Source organism: Cecembia rubra (genome assembly GCF_003014575.1).
In the GTDB taxonomy this organism is placed as follows: Bacteria; Bacteroidota; Bacteroidia; order Cytophagales; family Cyclobacteriaceae; genus Cecembia_A; species Cecembia_A rubra.
In genome coordinates this window covers 1-18,107 of sequence record NZ_PYGF01000018.1, presented here as the reverse complement: position 1 = coordinate 18,107, position 18,107 = coordinate 1, and the positions used below count along the sequence as shown (strand labels likewise).

Below are 18,107 nucleotides of genomic sequence, written 5' to 3'. Positions count from 1 at the left end.
TTTATTTGGGTAGGTCGTAAATAATTCTTTCCTATTTTACCTCAAATTCCTTCTCTCCTTTTTCATTGTTGACAGAAATCAGGATCTTGTATTTTCCCCTTCCAATATCTCCAAATTCCCAGCTACTTTGATTAAAACCAATTCTTGCCGAATGCGTCCAGGATTGGATCACTTCTCCTTTATCATTTTTGATTTCAAATTTGGTTTCCCCTGCTACAGGAGTATAAAAAAGTATATTCTGTCTGGGTTTATTTACTATGCCTTCGAGCCAACTTGATAATCTCGGATTGAATCTGATTTCTGAAGCTTTGAATATTTGGATTTCATTTGGATTTGAAGTCATCAACTGATGAATAGGCTTCAGGTCGATAATAAAAACACTTCTGCCATGGGTTCCTATGACCAGGTCATTTTCTCTTTTTTGAATGGCGATATCATATATGGCTACATTTGGAAGATGACCTTGGAAGAGGTTATAGGTTTTCCCTCCATCCGAACTGATGTAAAGTCCGTGATCTGTGCCTACATAAAGGATATTCTCAAATTTGTGATCTTCTTTAAGGATATTTACTGCTTCATGAGGTAATTCTGCCGCAATTGAATTCCAGGTTTTTCCATAATCCGTGCTTTTGAACACATGTGGGATAAATTCATCAAAGCGGTATCCGGTAAGGGTCACATAAACAATTCCCTCTTTGTGTTGAGAAGGGGTAATACTACTAACCCAACGGTCCTGGGGCAGCCCTTTGCTGATATCTGTCCAAGAAGCTCCATGATCCCTGGTAATCCATAAGTTTCCGTCATCAGATCCCGCATAGATTGTTCCAAATTCAAGAGGAGATTCTTCAATCACTGTCAAGGTTGCAAATGGGACATTACCACTTTTTTGATTTTTTGTCAGGTCAGGGGAGATGGTTTCCCAAGTATCTCCTCTATCTAGACTTCTGTAAACATACTGGGATCCCATGTAGAATATATCCTGATTATGCTGGCTTAGAAAGGCAGGAGTTCTCCAGTTCCAACGATTGGGAGATCTTCCAATATCATGGGCAGGGGTTACCATTTTTCTTTCCCCGGTGGCAGTATTGATCCTGAAGTAATTTCCAAATTGGAATCCGGTATAAACAATATCATTGCTTCTTGTGTCCACTGCTACAACCATTCCGTCACCTCCCATCAAAGAAGTCCATAAGTCTGATGGTTTTCCTGTAGATTTTCCGTACCATACCCCGTTGTCCTGCATTCCGCCATAAATATTGTAGGGAGTTTTTTCATCTACCATTATGGAGTAAAACTGGCTAATGGTCAATTCTGTATTGAGATGATTCCACCTTTCTCCTCCTCCATAAGACAAGTACAAGCCTCCGTCATTGCCAAGGACCAAATGTTTACTGTCTTTAGGGTTGATCCAAAGGGCCTGGTGGTCAGAATGGACATCACCTACAGTATCTGTTCTGGCAAAATTTCTTCCACCATCTCTTGAGACAAGTAAGGGAACCCCAAGAATAAAAACCTCATCTTCGCTTTGTGTACTGACCCGGATTTCTCCGAAATAATAACCGTAGGTATTATAGAGTCTATCTAAATTACTTTCATTGACCTTTGACCAGGATTTTCCGGCATCTGTTGAGCGGTATACTTCGGCACCTGTAATGGAAGTATTGAATAAAGCTGCATTGGCATCTTGTCCACCTCCATGGTAATTAGCGATTTGGGCAGGTGTAATTCTGCCCAATTTGAGGAGCCTTTTGACATTATTAGCATTGTATTTTGATGCAAAACGGTTGCTTCTAAGTACTTTTTCAAGTTTTTCATCTTCCAAATTTATGACATCTTGAACTGACATGGTTTTGATGCTCTCCAAGCTTAGTTCATCTTTAGGTGCTGTTCTGGGCGCCTGAGGTCTTGAATTTTCCTGAGGTTTTTGATAATCCAATAAAGCATAAACTATATTTGGGTTGCTTAAGCTAAAATCAAAACCAATTCTCCCGATAAATTGATCTTGTGGAAATCCTTCCATAGCTTTTTTCCATGTTTCTCCCCCATCTTCTGATCTCCAAATACCCGAACCTTTGCCGTTTCCTATGAAATCATGTGATTGTCGGAACCTTTCCCAAGTAGCCGCCAAAATTATATTGGGATTCTGGGGATGGACTTTGATGTCGATTACACCTGTATTTTCATTGATATAGAGCGTTTTTTTCCAGGTTTTTCCACCATCAATAGTTTTATACAGGCCTCTTTCTTCATTTCTGGAATACAAGGCACCCATAGAACCCACCCAAACGATATCCGGGTTTTGGGGATGGATCTGGATTTGACCAATATGATGGGAAAATGGTAGCCCCATAAATTCCCATGATTTGCCTGCATCAGAGCTTTTAAATACTCCTGCACCAGCATACGTAGAACGACTGGAATTATTTTCGCCGGTACCTACCCAAATTATTTGGTCATTAGATGGGGCGATGGCCATATCTCCAATGCCCAATGCTCCCAAATGGTCGAAAATAGGAATAAATGACTGTCCATTATCAGTAGTTTTCCATACACCTCCAGAGGCTGCGGCTATATAATAGGTTTTGAAATCACTGCTGACTTCAATATCTACTATCCTGCCGCTCATATTTGTAGGACCTAAATTTCTGGCAGGATAATCCCAATAGGGACTATTTTCCAGCATTTCCTGGTGCTTCTTGACAGCCTCCTGCATTTCTTTGGCAGAAGATGGTTTGACCTGTTGGGCAGCTGACTGATTGATTTGGAAAGTCAAGCAGGCAGACATTGCCCAAATGACAATTGGGTAAAATTTTCTCTTCATTAAGTTGTCCAATTTGTCTTTCAATATATGAATTTAGAAGTAGTTTACCCCATTGAGTTATTATTGACTGACCTATAATTAGATAATTGGGAAAAAATTTCCTTAAATTGCTTTATTGGAATTTTATGCAGGCAATTCCTATCTTTGTTTTTATCAATTTTATGAAAAATGGCCAAGTACCTGAAATACACTAAAAACTTCTATGTTGTCTTCAGTCTGTTTTTTGTGGTCTGGATGGTCTTTATGGACTCCAATGACATCTTTTCACAATTTAAGCTAAAGTCTAAGCTGAAAGAGTTGGAAAAGCAAAAGGAGTTTTATCTTGAGCGTAAAGAAAAAATCCAGGAAGACAGGGAGGAGCTAATGAGCAACTATGAAATGTTGGAGAAATTTGCAAGGGAAAGGTATCTGATGAAAAGGAAAACAGAAGATTTGTATGTTGTGGTTGAAGAATAAAATTCATTATTTTTTATTTATTGCTTTTTTTCTTTGGACTTTCGGTGTATCAGCGCAGAGAGAAATAGATGAAGGTAATCGGCCCCCTTTAAAAGACAGACTTTATTATGGGGGTAATTTCGGGATGTCCTTTGGTACCATAACCTTTATTGATGTTTCGCCTTTAGTAGGCGCCATGATTACCAATAGGCTTTCGGGAGGAGTGGGAGCTACTTACCAATATTTCGATGACAGGAGATTTATTGGAGGAAATAGCAGTCTTTATGGAGGTAGGGTATTCGGAAGATATAATGTGTTCCCCAATATTTTTCTACATTCGGAATATGAGAGTTTGAATTTTGATTTATTTAATCCTCAATCAGAGAGGTTTGAAAGAACATGGGTTCCTGGATTCTTCCTCGGTGCCGGTTATTTTGCGCCTTTTGGAAATAGGGGAGGAGCTAATTTTACTTTTCTATACAACCTCTTGCATGATAATAGGCGTTCTCCATACAATGAACCTTATGTAATAAGAGTGGGTTTTGTACTTTAGTATATCTAATTTCCGCTTTATAAAATGGAATCACTGATCAAAAAACTTAGCATTTCCCACCGCAATTGCCCGGAATGTCCTTCCCCAAAAGTTATTCATGTTTTTTTTGAAAATGTGCTTGGATTACTTTTTCCGGATTTCGCTACTGAGTTGATGAAGGAAGGAGATCAGATTGCTGAGAAAATTGAAGAATTAAGGCATAAATTGAGCCGGATTTTGATCAGAAACAAGCACCTTCATAATGGGGATGGTGCGGAAATCGCCAATCTTTTTTTTCAAAAATTGGAGCATGTCTATGATCTTTTGATTCAGGATGTTCAGGCCATGTTTGACGGAGATCCGGCAGCAAAAAGTACCACAGAAATAATCCGTTGTTATCCAGGATTCTATGCCGTAGCAGCATATCGGATAGCACATTTATTACACACGTTAGGAGTTGACCTCATTCCAAGGATGATTACTGAGTTTGCCCATAGCAAAACCGGAGTAGATATCCATCCCGGTGCAAAAATTGGAGAAAAATTTTGTATTGACCATGGTACAGGAATCGTTATTGGTGAAACCACGATCATTGGAAAATGTGTCAAAATATACCAAGGGGTTACATTAGGCGCACTCAGCGTAGAGAAATCAGATGCGGATAAAAAAAGACATCCGACTATAGAAGATTATGTAGTGATTTATGCAGGTGCTACCATTTTGGGCGGTAATACTGTAATTGGAAATCATTCCACTATTGGTGGCAATGTTTGGATAACCAAAAGTGTTCCATCAAACAGTAAAATTTACTATCAGGCCAAGATGTACAATCCTGCATCAGATGAGACGGATACATATATCATTAAAAATTGATCATGAATTTACTGGATTTGATCGGGAATACCCCCATTGTTGAATTGGCTCATATTCCCGTTAAGCCAAATGTTAAAATTTTTTGTAAGCTCGAAGGCCAGAACCCTGGGGGGAGTGTCAAAGACAGGGCTGCTTATAATATGATCAAAAGTGCCTTAGACAGAGGAGAGATTAAGCCTGGAGATAAATTGGTAGAAGCTACGAGTGGTAATACGGGAATAGCCTTGGCTATGGTGGCAAATTTAATGGGCCTGAAAATGACGCTAATAATGCCTGATAACTCAACCAAAGAGCGGGTACTTTCTATGGAAGCTTATGGGGCTAAGGTTATTTTGACTCCAGCAGATAGGACTATAGAATATTCAAGAGAGTTGGCTGAGGAAATGGCTGAAAAAGAAGGATATATCATTCTCAATCAGTTTTCAAATCCTGATAATTTTATGGCACATTATCATAGTACAGGACCTGAAATCTGGAGGGATACAAATGGGAAAGTTACTCATTTCGTTTCGGCAATGGGAACTACAGGTACGATTATGGGGGTATCAATGTACCTGAAAGAAAAAAAACCATTGATTCAGATTGTAGGAACCCAACCTACTGATGGGTCCAATATACCTGGTATACGAAGGTGGAGCCCGGAATTTCTCCCCAAGATTTTTGACCCATCCAGAGTGGATCAGGTGATAGATGTAAGTCAGGAAGAGGCAACTCTCATGACCAGAAGATTGGCCAAAGAGGAGGGGATCCTGGCAGGAATGAGTAGCGGAGGAGCACTTTTTGCAGCAATGAAACTGGCCGAATCCTTAGATGAGGGGTTAATTGTATGTATTACCTGCGATAGGGGAGACAGATACCTTAGCTCAGATTTATTTGGATAAAAAAATCCCGGAAACCACAGTTCCCGGGATTTATAAAATTAACCCAGAAAAACAAAACTTAAAATTTTATATAGTTTGTAATTAGCTGAATGCTAAGTGGTTTGTTGGTATTGATTGGTGTTTCAAACCCCCTAATCACCAAAGAATAAACCCGGTTTCCCCTTAAATCGATTTCATTACTGCTGACTAAGACTTCTCCTGTTGCTTTAGATATTACTTCTACTCTGTATTTTCCTTTTTCTATTTTTTTAAATTCGGAAATCTCCCGGAAACTATGACCTTCTCCGAAATGCCTTATATTTTGATTTAATATAACTTCAATTTCACCGGAATCAGGTGATAAATGTGCCAGTCTGATTTGTGCATGATCAGCATCAGGTTCAGTCCATATATCCTCTACTTGTATTGCTTGAAGTTCTGAAACTGTATTTGCCAAAAAAACTGAGTAAACTTTGTTTTTTTCAAAGGTAAATTCTGATTCCAACAAAGTATTTACCGCAAGATGTGGACTGAACCTTAATAATCTCTTCCCGACAAAAAACTGGCTGTATGGGAAGGATTCGCCAAATCTCAAAGGAGATTGCGTGATCTTCCTTGCTTCTGCATAAATGTCAATTTCCGGGGCATCCGGTGAACCATGATAAATGGTAACAAAGGCCGTATCAGGTAAAGGCTGGTCATTATTATCAGGCAGACAGCCAAACAAACAGATCGTTGAAACGATCAGTGTTAATGCTGAGATACTTTTGGTTAAATTCATAAAAAGAGTTTTCATTTTTTTAAAATAGTTGGTTTAGTCTTCATAAAAAGAAGACGCAACAAAGGCTAAAAGTGCTACATCTTGACAAAAAAATATCCCCAAATTTTTGATGGGGATATTTTTTGTACTCATAAAGTCCACAGAAGTTAAACCTTGTCAGGTTCGGGATGCACCCATGGTCCTCTGTAAGGTCTTCTTAATCTGGAAGTTGCCTCGGGGTCATTGGTTACGATCATTTTTTTAGGATCGTAAGCCAGTGGTCTTCCACCTAGTTCCATGGAGATATTGGCCAAAATACAAGAAGCTGTGGAAATATGTCCTTCTTCAATGTCTGCAACAGGAAGTTTGTTCGTCTTAATGGACTCAATTAAATTCTGCATCTGCCTTCTGGTAGCGGGTGCGGCATTGAGTTCTATCCTTTCTTCTTTTAAATCTTCAGGGTATTTCTCCCTTTCATACAGACAGTCATAAAGAATTTTTTCACCCTTTCCATAAGGAAAGTATTCGGCTTTAAGTGTACTTCCCGCTAGCATACCATGTTCCCCAAATATTTTAAATGCCCATGGGTATTCAGGATCCACAGGATTTCCCCAGGATCTATGCTGCCAAACTACATTCATTTCATCATATTCAAAGATGGCAGTTTGGGTATCAGAAATATTTGATTTTCCTTCTTTTTGGACATATATACCTCCTGTGGAGGTGATCCTTTTTGGCCAACCCAATCCCAGAAGCCACCTTACTGTATCCAACATATGCACACACATGTCACCGGTTATCCCGTTTCCATATTCCATAAAAGTTCTCCACCATCGTATATGTGGAAGGCCATCATAAGGTCTCAAAGGCGCAGGTCCTGTCCACATTTCATAATCTAGGAAATCAGGTACAGCTTCTTCGGGCGGATTGCCATTAGCCCGCATATGGAAATAACAGCAGATTTCAACATGTGAAATTTTTCCCAATTTACCTGATTCCAAGATCTCCTTTTTGGCATCCAGCAAGTGGGGTGTACTTCGGCGTTGAACTCCCACTTGGACTTTTTTATTATATTTTCTGGCAGCAGCTACTACTGCTTCACCTTCTATAACATCCACTGAAATAGGTTTTTGGAGATATACATGAGATCCGGCCTGAATGGCAGCTATTGCCTGTAAAGCATGCCAGTGGTCCGGACTTCCGATCACAGTTATATCGAGTTTGTGGTTTTTTAGTAATTCTCTGTAGTCTTTATAGAGTTGGGGAGTTTTGCCAGACTTTGATCTTTTGGCTACCAATTCTCCTGCCTCCTTAAGTATATTGGCATCCACATCACACAAAGCCACCACATCACAATTGGCTACCTGCATCAGCCTGAAAAGATCACTCTTGCCATACCAACCAGTACCGATAAGGGCGACTTTGAGGGGCTGTTCATTATTGATTGGATGCATCCCCATAAGACCCATGCTTGCTAGGGCTAAGGTTGCTGCACTTCCTGTTTTAAGAAATTCTCTTCTATTGAGATGATTCATAGGTTATTGGGTAAATAGGTTTTCAATTCATTTGTCAACAATTTACAAAAAGACCAAAACCAAACCAATGCCTTTTGATGAATGGCTAAATAAAAAGAAATCAGATGCTTTTATGAAAAATCAAGCCATCCTTGTTAGGAAAGCTTCAGTTTCTCTCAATGATGGGTTTTCCAGTTTTTTTTGAAAGAATTTGGAAAGCAAAATCACCTTACATTTTAATCCCAAACCTTTCTCCTAATTGGCTTAAATCTTCCACAACCGGATCAAGAAGAGGAATCCCATTGTTGCGTCTTTCAGCCTCCAGTTCTCTTTCAGGATCTCCAGGGATAATTACCTTTTCATTTCCAGGTGTGGGTGTAGCCTTTCTAAACCGGGTAATCCAGTTATCCATATGTGTTTTGAACTCATCAGCAGGACGGAATGCATCTACACGCATAGCGCCAAAAAAGTGTCCTATTCCATCTCCGACTGGATTCGGGTCTGGATCAAGAAATGCTACAAAAGGTGGGACCCAAGGGCCATAATTGGCTCCTGACAAAACCGCTGAAAAAATATCCACAATTGCTCCTAAGGCATAACCTTTATGAGAACCGTGCTCCCTATCTCCACCCAATGGCAGTAAAGCACCACCTTTTTTCACCCCATTCGAGTCGGTAGTAGGATGTCCCTCTTTATCTTGCACCCACCCAATGGGTGCATCAAGGTTTTTTCTTTGTAAAATTTCCAATTTTCCATTGGCGGCGGTTGTAGTGGCCATATCCGCCACAAATGGGGGCTGTTCTTTGGCTGGAATAGCTACTGAAATGGGATTGGTGCCCAGAAGTCTTTCTTTGGAAAAGGTAGGGCTTACTAATGGACTTGCGTTTGTTAAAGAAAGGCCTATCATTTCATGCTCCAAAGCCATCATGGCATGGTATCCGGCTATTCCATAATGGTTGGAGTTCTTTACCGCCACCCATCCAGTTCCTGCGTTCTTAGCTTTATCAATTGCGACTTGCATGGCATAGGGAGCCACAACCAATCCCAGACCGCCATCACCATCCACAACTGCGGTGCTGGGAGTTTCGTGGACCACGCGGATTTTGGGCTGGGCATTGATCCTTCCTTTTTCCCAGAGGCGTACGTATCCTGAAAGCCTGGCCACTCCGTGAGAGTCTACTCCTCTTAAATCAGCGGACAATAGTACATCGGCCGCAAGGGCAGCATCTTTTTCAGAACATCCTATCTTTAAAAGAATGTTTTTGGTGAATTCGAATAAATGCTCGTATGAAAATGTCATGAATTTCTTGTTTTTATCTGCTCTCAGCGTTTGCCATAGTGTGCCTGCCCATCAATCTTGCAATTGCTCCTTCCTTTAGGGCATAATTGGAACAAATTAAGGTGTCAACAGGAACCAATTGGAGGATATATTCGATAAGGCAAGATGCGACCACTATCATATCTACTCTCATAGGTATCATGCCGGGTATTTTCAATCGGTCTTCTTTATGAAGAGTCAACAATTGCCTTGCGATCTGCTCAAAGGCAGCTTTGGGCAGTTGAAAAGTTTGTTGTGTTCTTGCCTTGTGCTGATGAAGAGATGCGTAATAAATATCTGTTAGCGTGTCAAAAGTTCCTGATGCACCAACTAATCCTGTCGGTTTATAGGTGTCAATGGCTCTGGCGAGTGACTGCAGTTTTTCTTCAAGATAGGCAGTAAGGTTTTTGATTTCTTCCGGTAAAATGGGGTCATGGTAGTGGAAAAGGTCAAGCATACGCTGCCCACCGATTTCAAAACTTTGTTTCCAAAGAACTTCTTGTGAATTCCCAATAATAAATTCCACTGAGCCTCCACCTATGTCCATCATCAGGGAAGTTTCTCCATTTAAAGATCCACTCAGCCGTATGCCCTCATAGATCATCTGGGCCTCCTCAGCCCCATCTATGACCTGAACAGTAATATCAAATCTTTCTTTAATTTCTTTGACAAAATCCGCACCATTATTGGCATTTCGGACTGCCGAGGTAGCAAATGCAAATACTTTGGTTATGCTTTCCCCATTGATCAAATTCTTGAAATGTTGAAGCGTATGGAATGCTCTTTTCTTAGCATCCGGATGAATTGTATTGTTGCTTATGCCACCCTGTCCAATCTTTACAGGGATTTTTTCTTTATAAAGGGTCTCAAACTTATTCTCAAAAATTTCCACCATTACCAAATGAAAGGTATTGGTACCCATGTCTATAACTGCCGCCTTATTAGGTATCATACTCGCCTAAATTTAAGTTGTGCGAATATAGAAACTTATTTGTAATTCCATCATTATGAATTATTTTAAAGTACGAGGCCCAATATTCAATGAAGGTTCTCGTACAAATATTTCCATTGGTTGGAAGCCATCCTTATATTTGGGCAGCTTAAATTTTAAGAATGTATGGACAGCAATATCAAAGGAATTTATACCCTTCCCAGTAATAAGGACAAGTTTGAACTGCTTCAAAAGAAAAACGAAGAAGCCCTACAAGGGGGTGGGGAGGCAAGGATAGCTGCACAACATAAAAAAGGAAAACTTACTGCCAGAGAGCGGATCCATCTGTTGCTTGACGAGGGTACATTTCAGGAGATTGATAAATTTGTGATGCACAGGGCCAAAGATTTTGGTCTTGAAAAGGAACATTACCTCGGGGATGGAGTAGTGACAGGATATGGTGAAGTTAATGGCAGATTGGTCTATGTATATTCCCAGGATTTTACTGTTTTCGGTGGTTCGCTTTCTGAGACCCATGCAGAGAAAATCTGTAAAATCATGGATATGGCCATGAAAAATGGAGCTCCTGTGATTGGTTTGAACGATTCCGGAGGTGCCAGAATACAAGAAGGTGTAGTTTCTTTGGGAGGGTATGCAGATATTTTCTACAGAAATACCCTTGCCTCGGGGGTAGTACCTCAGATATCAGCCATCATGGGGCCATGTGCGGGAGGGGCGGTATATTCACCGGCCATTACCGACTTTATATTGATGGTTGAAAACACTTCCTACATGTTTGTTACCGGTCCAAATGTAGTTAAGACTGTTACCCAAGAAACAGTGACAGCCGAAGAATTAGGAGGGGCAAGCACTCATAGCACCAAAAGCGGGGTGACCCATTTTGCCTGTGCCAATGAGCTCGAATGTATCAACCATATCAAAAAGCTACTCAGCTATATTCCCCAAAACTGCGAAGATGAAGCGCCTATATATGAGTATGAACTAAAAGACGATGAAAAACGGTCTGTGCTGGATAGTATTATCCCGGATAATCCCAATCATCCTTACGATATGCGTGAAGTGATTGATGGTATAGCGGACGAGGGCTCTTTCTTTGAAGTGCATAAAAACTATGCAGACAATATAGTGGTTGGCTTTGCCCGATTGGCAGGAAGAAGTATAGGAATTGTAGGCAATCAACCACAGTCCCTTGCTGGCGTACTCGATAACCATGCTTCCATCAAAGCTGCAAGGTTCGTCCGTTTCTGCGATTCCTTTAATGTGCCTTTGCTCGTTTTGGTAGATGTGCCAGGTTTCTTGCCAGGTACTGATCAGGAATGGAATGGAATCATTGTCAATGGTGCAAAATTATTATATGCTTTCTCTGAGGCCACTGTACCAAGGGTAACCGTGATTACAAGAAAGGCCTATGGTGGTGCTTACGACGTGATGAACTCCAAGCATATCGGTGCAGATCTAAACTTTGCTTGGCCTACAGCTGAAATAGCAGTGATGGGAGCTAAAGGAGCAGCGGAGATCATCTTTAAGAGAGAGATTGCAGAAGCTGAAAACCCTGAGACCAAATTACAGGAAAAAATAGATGAGTATACGGCCAAGTTTGCCAACCCTTACCGTGCCGCTCATAGAGGGTTTGTGGATGAGGTAATTGTCCCGTCAGAGACAAGGGAAAAACTGATCCGTGCCTACAAAATGCTGGAAAATAAGGTAGATAAACTGCCTAGAAAGAAGCATGGGAATATTCCGCTTTAAGGGGTTAGTTCATTGGGTGATTGGTTAATTAGGTGAATAGTTATTAGTTGATTGGGTTATTGGTTAACGGGGGTTGTATCATTAGCAAATTGGTTTTGCGGTTGAAGAGAGGTTGTTAGGATTGTTGATTAATTAATCGATTAACTTGGTAGGCAGTGTTTGTTATTTTAAGCACCCTAATTAATTTGGGTTTTTATTGTCTTTGGTTCTAAACTTTTGCGTTTATGGAATTTAAGTTATTTGAAGACCTTGAAGTTTGGAAGAAGGGTAGAGAACTCAGATTATTCGTCAGAGATCTGATCAGAAAATTCCCTTCTGAGGAAAAATATGCTTTAACCCTGCAGATAAGGAAATCTTCCCGTTCGATTACCAATAATTTAGCGGAAGGCCATGGACGGTATTTCTATCAAGAAAATATTCAGTTCTGCAGGATTTCGAGAGGTTCGTTAACTGAAACCCTTGACCATGTCATTGTTGCTTTTGATGTAGAGTATATTTCTCAACATGAGCTTGATAATTTTAGAATATTGTACAATGATTGTCTGAAATTACTTAACGGTTAAATTGGTTACCTAAAAAAAGCCAAAAACGATCAATTGAAACCATAAAACAAATCCACTAATCACTATTCACTTATTAACTAAACGACCAATCACTTTCATTGTACCAAGAACCAAGTATTGGGTACCATGAAGGGTTTCGGACTAAAATTAGCCGAAACGTTATTCTTATGTAAGTTAATTCAATGAACGCCAGTTGTCAGCTTTAATGAACTTATCACTAATTACTATTAACTCAATTAACCAATCCCTAATCCATTATTCACTAATCACTCAATCAACCAATCACTAAATCCACCTCCTAGATATGTCTAACTCGGAAACCTTCCTCTACACTTACCTCAACAACCCTTCTCCAACTGGATTTGAGGCTTCCGGCCAGCAGATTTGGCTGGATTACCTAAAACCCTTTGTTGACACCTATTTTACCGATCACTACGGAACTGCCGTTGGGGTAATCAATCCAGAACATCCTTACAAAGTAGTCATTGAAGCCCATGCAGATGAAATTTCCTGGTTTGTCAATTACATTACCTCAGAAGGATATATATATGTCAGAAGAAATGGTGGTTCAGACCATATGATAGCCCCATCCATGAGGGTAAATATCCATACAGATAAGGGTATTGTTCCAGGGGTATTTGGATGGCCAGCGATTCATGTAAGAAAAGAAGGGAAAGAAGAATCCCCTACCTTGGATAATATCTTTATTGACGTTGGTGCAAGATCCAAGGAAGAGGTAGAAAACCTAGGGATCCATGTAGGTTGTGTGATTACCTTTAAAGATGAACTACAGGAGTTGAATGGTAAGTTCTATTCCGGTAGGGCTTTGGACAACCGTATAGGAGGGTACATGATTGCTGAAGTTGCAAGAAAAATCAATGAGTCTGGAGTGAAGCTTCCATTTGCTTTGTATGTGGTAAATGCGGTCCAAGAAGAAATTGGTTTGAGAGGAGCAGAGATGATCGCTTCTAGAATTAAACCAAATGTGGCCATCATTACAGATGTGTGCCATGATACCACTGCTCCTATGTACAGCAAAATTAGCAGTGGTGATCAGACAGCAGGAAAAGGGCCGGTACTTACCTACGGAGCTGCGGTTCATAAAAAATTGTTGGACCTGATTATAGGCACGGCAAAGAAAAATGATATCCCTTTCCAAAGAGCTGCTGCCTCAAGAAGTACGGGGACAGATACCGATGCTTTTGCTTATTCAAATGAAGGTGTACCATCTGCTTTGATATCTTTGCCTTTGAAATACATGCACACCACTGTAGAAACTGCCAGCAAGGAAGATATTGACAATGTGATTGAATTGATGTACAAGTTCTTGACTGAATTTGATCCAGGTTTTGATTTTAGATATGTGGTTTAGAGGCTAGAAGCGAGAGGGCTAGACTACATTTGTTGAATGACTTGAGATTGTTGTACGGAAGAAAGAGTCAAGAAACAAGATAGAATATCGAATGTTGGTCGATTTTTCGATAAAGAGGCGAGACATTAAAATAATACGCAAATCACAAGAAAGGAGACTTAAGGCTGAAATGGTTTTTGGGGCTTTTGTTTTGACAGATACAGTTCAGAACAAGGATAATCTAACAACCATGACAACTATTCATAAGTAACTTAATCAACCAGTAACTCAATCAACCAATTCCTAACTCCTAATTTCATATTCCTCATTCCAGATGCCTTTCTTCACTGATCAGATGAACAGAACCATTGACATCCCTGAGAAGCCTCAGCGGATTATTTCCTTGGTGCCTTCGCAAACGGAATTGCTGGTGGATTTGGGTTTGGAGGATAGGCTAGTGGGATTGACCAAGTTTTGTGTGCATCCCAAAGGGCTAAAAAAACAAAAAACCATTATTGGCGGGACTAAGAATTTTCATTTCGATAAGATAGATGCCCTGCAACCCGATCTGATTATCGGTAATAAAGAGGAAAACTATCAAGAGGGAATAGAGCTTTTGGACAAGAAATATCCCGTATGGATGAGTGATATTTACACTTTGGAGGATGCATTGGTGATGATGAAGGGAATAGGGGAGATTACCGGAACTGCTGTACAGGCAGAAAGATTGATTCATGAGATCACCCAAGATATGACTTCCCTTTCTCAACAAAATAAGGGCACTGCTGTGTATCTGATATGGAAAGATCCGCTCATGGCAGTAGGACCACAAACTTTTATCCACGATATGTTGGGAAGGGCAGGTTTTACCAATATGGTGGAGGAACCTCGTTATCCCGAACTTTCCATGGAGGAGTTGAAAAAACTTTCTTCTGATTATTTATTACTGAGTTCAGAACCCTATCCTTTTAAGGAGAAACATGTGAAAGAGTTCTCATCATTGTTGCCGAACACTAGAGTTCTGGTAGTAGATGGGGAGATGTTTTCATGGTATGGGAGTAGATTATCTTTGGTCAGGGCTTATTTTTCGGGATTGGTTTCTAGCTTCACCACTTAAGGAAAATCCAACCGTTTATAAAATTATACATCATCCTATCGGACTTTTTTAAAATTTTTAATTAACTTTTCGTCTTTAAAAAATACTAATACCCAAATGCCATGAAGCAACAAAGAAGGAACTTCTTGAAAAAACTAGGAGCGACAGGAGCAGTTGCTGCCTTAAGTCCCTTTGCACTCAGCGGAGAAGCGAAAGCAAACAATATTCTGGAAAGGGATCCACTGTTCTCCAGCACCAATAATTCTACTATTAAATTAGCCCTCATTGGAGCCGGAATTATGGGAATTGAGGACACCAACACTGCTCTTCGCCATGCCAATGTTGAACTTGTGGCTGTTTGCGACCTATATAAGGGGAGGCTGGATGCGGCAAAACAGCGTTGGGGCAATCACCTTTTTGTGACCCAAGACCATACAGAACTTCTAAAAAGAAAAGATATAGATGCAGTGATCATAGCAACCCCTGATCATTGGCATAAGCAGATCAGCATAGATGCCCTTAATGCCGGTAAACATGTATATTGTGAAAAGCCAATGGTTCACTCCGTAAAAGAAGGGATGGACGTCATCAATGCCTGGAAAAAGTCAGGAAAAGTGATGATTGTGGGTAGTCAAGGTGTTTCTTCTTTGGGAAATGAAAAAGCCAAAGAATTATTGGCGGGAGGTGCAATAGGAGATATAGTGTATGCAGAAGGCTTTTGGGCAAGGATGTCTCCAGAAGGTGCCTGGCAATATGCAGTACCTAAAGATGGGAATGAGCAGAATGTGGATTGGAAAAGGTATTTATCCAATACAAATAAAAGAGATTGGGATCCGCTAAGATTTTTCCGATGGAGAAATTATTTGGATTACGGAACAGGAATGTCAGGTGACCTGTTTGTTCACCTGTTCTCTAGCCTTCACTTTATTACGGATTCCTATGGACCCAATAAGATTTCGGCCATGGGTGGTTTGAGGTATTGGAAGGATGGGAGGGAAGTTCCTGATGTATTATTAGGGACTTTTGATTACCCAGAAACTCCCCAACACTCCGGTTTTAACCTTTCATTGAGATGTAATTTTGTGGATGGTACCAGTGGTACGACCTATTTGAGAATTGTAGGAACAAAAGGTTCCATGGACGTGAAATGGGAGGAAGTTGTAGTAAAAATGAATCAGACTATGACTTCTGATGATCCTTTCCTCCAAGAGCAGGCGAGATTGAGGGGTGAGCCAGAAACCAGAGCAACTATTTTACCTCCAAAAGAACTGGTGTATACTGCACAGAGAAACTGGAAAGGTGCACATTATGATCATTTTGGCAACTGGTTTACAGCCATAAGAACCGGTGGTACTGTAGCTGAGGATCCTGTTTTTGGTTTCCGAGCAGCTGCTCCCGCACTATTGTGTAATGACAGCTACTTCCAAAACAAATTCATAAATTGGGACCCTGTAAACATGAAATTGATATGATTATGAATAGAAAAACAATTGGATTGTTTGTCCTTTCTGCTATGATTTGGGCATGTTCCCCTGAGAAATCCGGGGAAAAAGAAGAAGTGGAAGAAGTTGTAGAGGTTGTTGCTGACAATACCTTAACGGAGGAAGAAAAAGCTTTGGGTTGGATGTTGTTGTTTGATGGGGAAGACCCCGCGGGATGGAGGGCTTTTAATGGAAAAGAATTTCCAGAAGGGTGGACCGTTGAAGATGGAGCATTAAAAGCCTTGGGGACTGGCGGGGATATCGGAGGAGATATTGTTTTTGCTCCAATGGACTTTGAGCAATTCGAGCTTGAATTTACTTGGAAGATCGCCCCAGGAGGGAATAGCGGTGTATTTTATCATGTTGTAGAGGACCCTAAATATAAGGCCCCTTATGAGACAGGGCCTGAATATCAGGTCATAGACCAACTGGGTTTTGAAAGTCCTCTTGAAGACTGGCAATCTATTGCTTCAGATTATGCGATGTATCCAGGGGATGTGGAAGGAGTGGTTAGGCCGGCAGGAGAGTGGAATGAGTCCAAGATTATATTTAGGAATGATGGTGCCAGCTATTGGTTGAATGGTAAAAAGACATTAGAGTTTGTTCCTTACTCAGAAGATTGGACTACAAGGAGGAACAGTGGCAAATGGGATGCCTTTCCTGATTATGCCATTGCCAAAAGAGGATTGATTTCACTTCAGGATCACGGTAGTGAAGCATGGTTTAAAAACATTAAAATAAGACCCCTATGAGAAAAGTTTGGAAATTTGGCATGATGATTTTGTTGACAGCGTCATTCTTATCCTGTAAGCAGGATAATGAAATCAGTTTATTCAATGGTAAAGACCTGTCAGGATGGATTGTTTATGGAACAGAGAAATGGTATGTGGAAGACGGATTGTTGGTTTCAGAAAGTGGCCCGGATAAGGAATATGGGTATTTGGGTACAGATAGACATTTCAAAGATTTTGAGATCAATCTGGAGTTTAAGCAAGAAGCTGATGGAAACAGTGGTGTTTTTATCCGCTCTACAGTTGATGGGACCAAAGTTTCAGGTTGGCAGGTTGAAGTTGCTCCTCCCGGCCATGATACCGGAGGTATTTACGAATCTTATGGCAGGGGATGGTTGATCAAACCAGATCCTGAAAAAGATAAAGCATTGAAGTATGGTGATTGGAATCAAATGAAGATCATTGTAAAGGGAGATCGGGTACAATCATTCCTCAATGGTGTGGAGATGGTCGATTTTTCTGATGAGAAAATCGGACAAGGAGAAGGAGGAGTTTTGCTTCAGATCCATGATGGGGGTGGGATAAAAGTTTATTGGAGAAATATTGTGATCAAACCCCTGTAAGTAAAATTTCACTCAGATAATGCCTGTCCAGAAACCTGGACAGGCATTATTTTTATTTTTTTCACGCTGTCTTTCAGTGATTTTTGTCCTATATGGAAATTAATTTTCGGAGCTTCTTTGTGAATTGGAAAAACCTTCCCACTTTTGCAATCCCAAACGGGGGAAAACAAAAAAGAGATTTCGAAACGAAAAAAAATAATTTCGAGTTCTTCTTGCCAAATAGAAAAGAGTTCTTACCTTTGCACTCCTGTTGAACGGAACAGGTGTTAAATAGATCGGCGCTTTAGCTGACGAGCCGTACCGTAAGGGTACGGATAAGTTCTTTGGGATACTGGAATACGAAACGACACAAGACAGGTAAAGACGAATGTTTTTACTCCCTGAAGTCCGGAAATAATGGATCTGCCGTAAAGGCGGATCCGGAAAAAACTTTACAATGGAGAGTTTG

General features: G+C 40.5%; 16 protein-coding genes. 11 read left to right on the top strand and 5 right to left on the bottom strand.

The genetic code is table 11. The annotated features are described in order from the left end of the window. Window positions 1-31 precede the first annotated feature (31 nt). The gene (locus tag CLV48_RS19535; RefSeq protein WP_106568986.1) at window positions 32-2,821 is read right to left on the bottom strand and encodes a WD40/YVTN/BNR-like repeat-containing protein; all 2,790 of its coding nucleotides are present in this window, start codon (window positions 2,819-2,821) and stop codon (window positions 32-34) included. Between the two features lie 168 nt (window positions 2,822-2,989). On the opposite strand from CLV48_RS19535, the gene CLV48_RS19530 reads away from it, so the two are divergent. The 4 genes from CLV48_RS19530 to cysM are packed head-to-tail and all read left to right on the top strand — an operon-like array spanning window position 2,990 to window position 5,542. Further along, window positions 2,990-3,277 (top strand): FtsB family cell division protein, encoded by a 288-nt coding sequence (locus CLV48_RS19530; protein WP_106568985.1) that lies wholly within the window; start codon window positions 2,990-2,992, stop codon window positions 3,275-3,277. After that, a complete protein-coding gene (locus CLV48_RS19525; protein ID WP_106568984.1) occupies window positions 3,258-3,809 on the top strand; it encodes a hypothetical protein in 552 nt (183 codons plus the stop codon). The genes CLV48_RS19530 and CLV48_RS19525 overlap by 20 nt, the downstream gene beginning before the upstream one ends. Window positions 3,810-3,833: 24 nt before the next feature. After that, window positions 3,834-4,661, top strand: coding sequence for a serine O-acetyltransferase EpsC (gene epsC / locus CLV48_RS19520; RefSeq protein ID WP_106568983.1), 828 nt, complete (start codon window positions 3,834-3,836; stop codon window positions 4,659-4,661). A gap of 2 nt (window positions 4,662-4,663) precedes the next feature. Then, window positions 4,664-5,542: a cysteine synthase CysM gene (gene cysM, locus CLV48_RS19515; protein WP_106568982.1), complete on the top strand. Its 879-nt coding sequence runs from the start codon at window positions 4,664-4,666 to the stop codon at window positions 5,540-5,542. A 58-nt stretch (window positions 5,543-5,600) separates the two neighbouring features. Here the strand turns inward: cysM and CLV48_RS19510 are convergent, their stop codons facing one another. The 4 genes from CLV48_RS19510 to CLV48_RS19495 form a co-directional block, all read right to left on the bottom strand. Continuing rightward, window positions 5,601-6,302, bottom strand: coding sequence for a DUF4397 domain-containing protein (locus CLV48_RS19510; RefSeq protein WP_170069061.1), 702 nt, complete (start codon window positions 6,300-6,302; stop codon window positions 5,601-5,603). Window positions 6,303-6,448: 146 nt separating this feature from the next. After that, entirely contained in the window at window positions 6,449-7,816 is a 1,368-nt protein-coding gene (locus CLV48_RS19505) for a Gfo/Idh/MocA family protein (protein ID WP_106568980.1), read from the bottom strand. A 208-nt stretch (window positions 7,817-8,024) separates the two neighbouring features. Then, the gene (locus CLV48_RS19500; RefSeq protein WP_106568979.1) at window positions 8,025-9,095 is read right to left on the bottom strand and encodes an Ldh family oxidoreductase; all 1,071 of its coding nucleotides are present in this window, start codon (window positions 9,093-9,095) and stop codon (window positions 8,025-8,027) included. A 13-nt stretch (window positions 9,096-9,108) separates the two neighbouring features. Further along, window positions 9,109-10,065, bottom strand: a complete 957-nt coding sequence (locus CLV48_RS19495) for a Ppx/GppA phosphatase family protein (protein WP_106568978.1) — start codon at window positions 10,063-10,065, stop codon at window positions 9,109-9,111. A gap of 165 nt (window positions 10,066-10,230) precedes the next feature. Here CLV48_RS19495 and CLV48_RS19490 point away from each other — a divergent pair, with 165 nt between their 5' ends. The 7 genes from CLV48_RS19490 to CLV48_RS19460 all read left to right on the top strand — a co-directional run bounded on the left by CLV48_RS19490 (window position 10,231) and on the right by CLV48_RS19460 (window position 17,659). After that, window positions 10,231-11,814: an acyl-CoA carboxylase subunit beta gene (locus CLV48_RS19490; RefSeq protein ID WP_106568977.1), complete on the top strand. Its 1,584-nt coding sequence runs from the start codon at window positions 10,231-10,233 to the stop codon at window positions 11,812-11,814. 224 nt (window positions 11,815-12,038) lie between these two features. Beyond that, window positions 12,039-12,377 (top strand): four helix bundle protein, encoded by a 339-nt coding sequence (locus tag CLV48_RS19485; RefSeq protein WP_106568976.1) that lies wholly within the window; start codon window positions 12,039-12,041, stop codon window positions 12,375-12,377. A gap of 304 nt (window positions 12,378-12,681) precedes the next feature. Further along, complete coding sequence (locus CLV48_RS19480; protein WP_106568975.1) at window positions 12,682-13,749, top strand: M42 family metallopeptidase; 1,068 nt, start codon at window positions 12,682-12,684, stop codon at window positions 13,747-13,749. A gap of 313 nt (window positions 13,750-14,062) precedes the next feature. Beyond that, window positions 14,063-14,845: an ABC transporter substrate-binding protein gene (locus CLV48_RS19475; RefSeq protein WP_106568974.1), complete on the top strand. Its 783-nt coding sequence runs from the start codon at window positions 14,063-14,065 to the stop codon at window positions 14,843-14,845. A gap of 101 nt (window positions 14,846-14,946) precedes the next feature. Next, on the top strand, window positions 14,947-16,296 hold the full coding sequence (locus tag CLV48_RS19470; RefSeq protein WP_106568973.1) for a Gfo/Idh/MocA family oxidoreductase: 1,350 nt from the start codon (window positions 14,947-14,949) through the stop codon (window positions 16,294-16,296). A 2-nt stretch (window positions 16,297-16,298) separates the two neighbouring features. Then, the gene (locus CLV48_RS19465) at window positions 16,299-17,057 is read left to right on the top strand and encodes a 3-keto-disaccharide hydrolase (RefSeq protein ID WP_106569028.1); all 759 of its coding nucleotides are present in this window, start codon (window positions 16,299-16,301) and stop codon (window positions 17,055-17,057) included. Next, complete coding sequence (locus CLV48_RS19460; protein ID WP_106568972.1) at window positions 17,054-17,659, top strand: 3-keto-disaccharide hydrolase; 606 nt, start codon at window positions 17,054-17,056, stop codon at window positions 17,657-17,659. Before CLV48_RS19465 ends, CLV48_RS19460 begins: the two co-directional genes overlap by 4 nt. Window positions 17,660-18,107 lie beyond the last annotated feature (448 nt).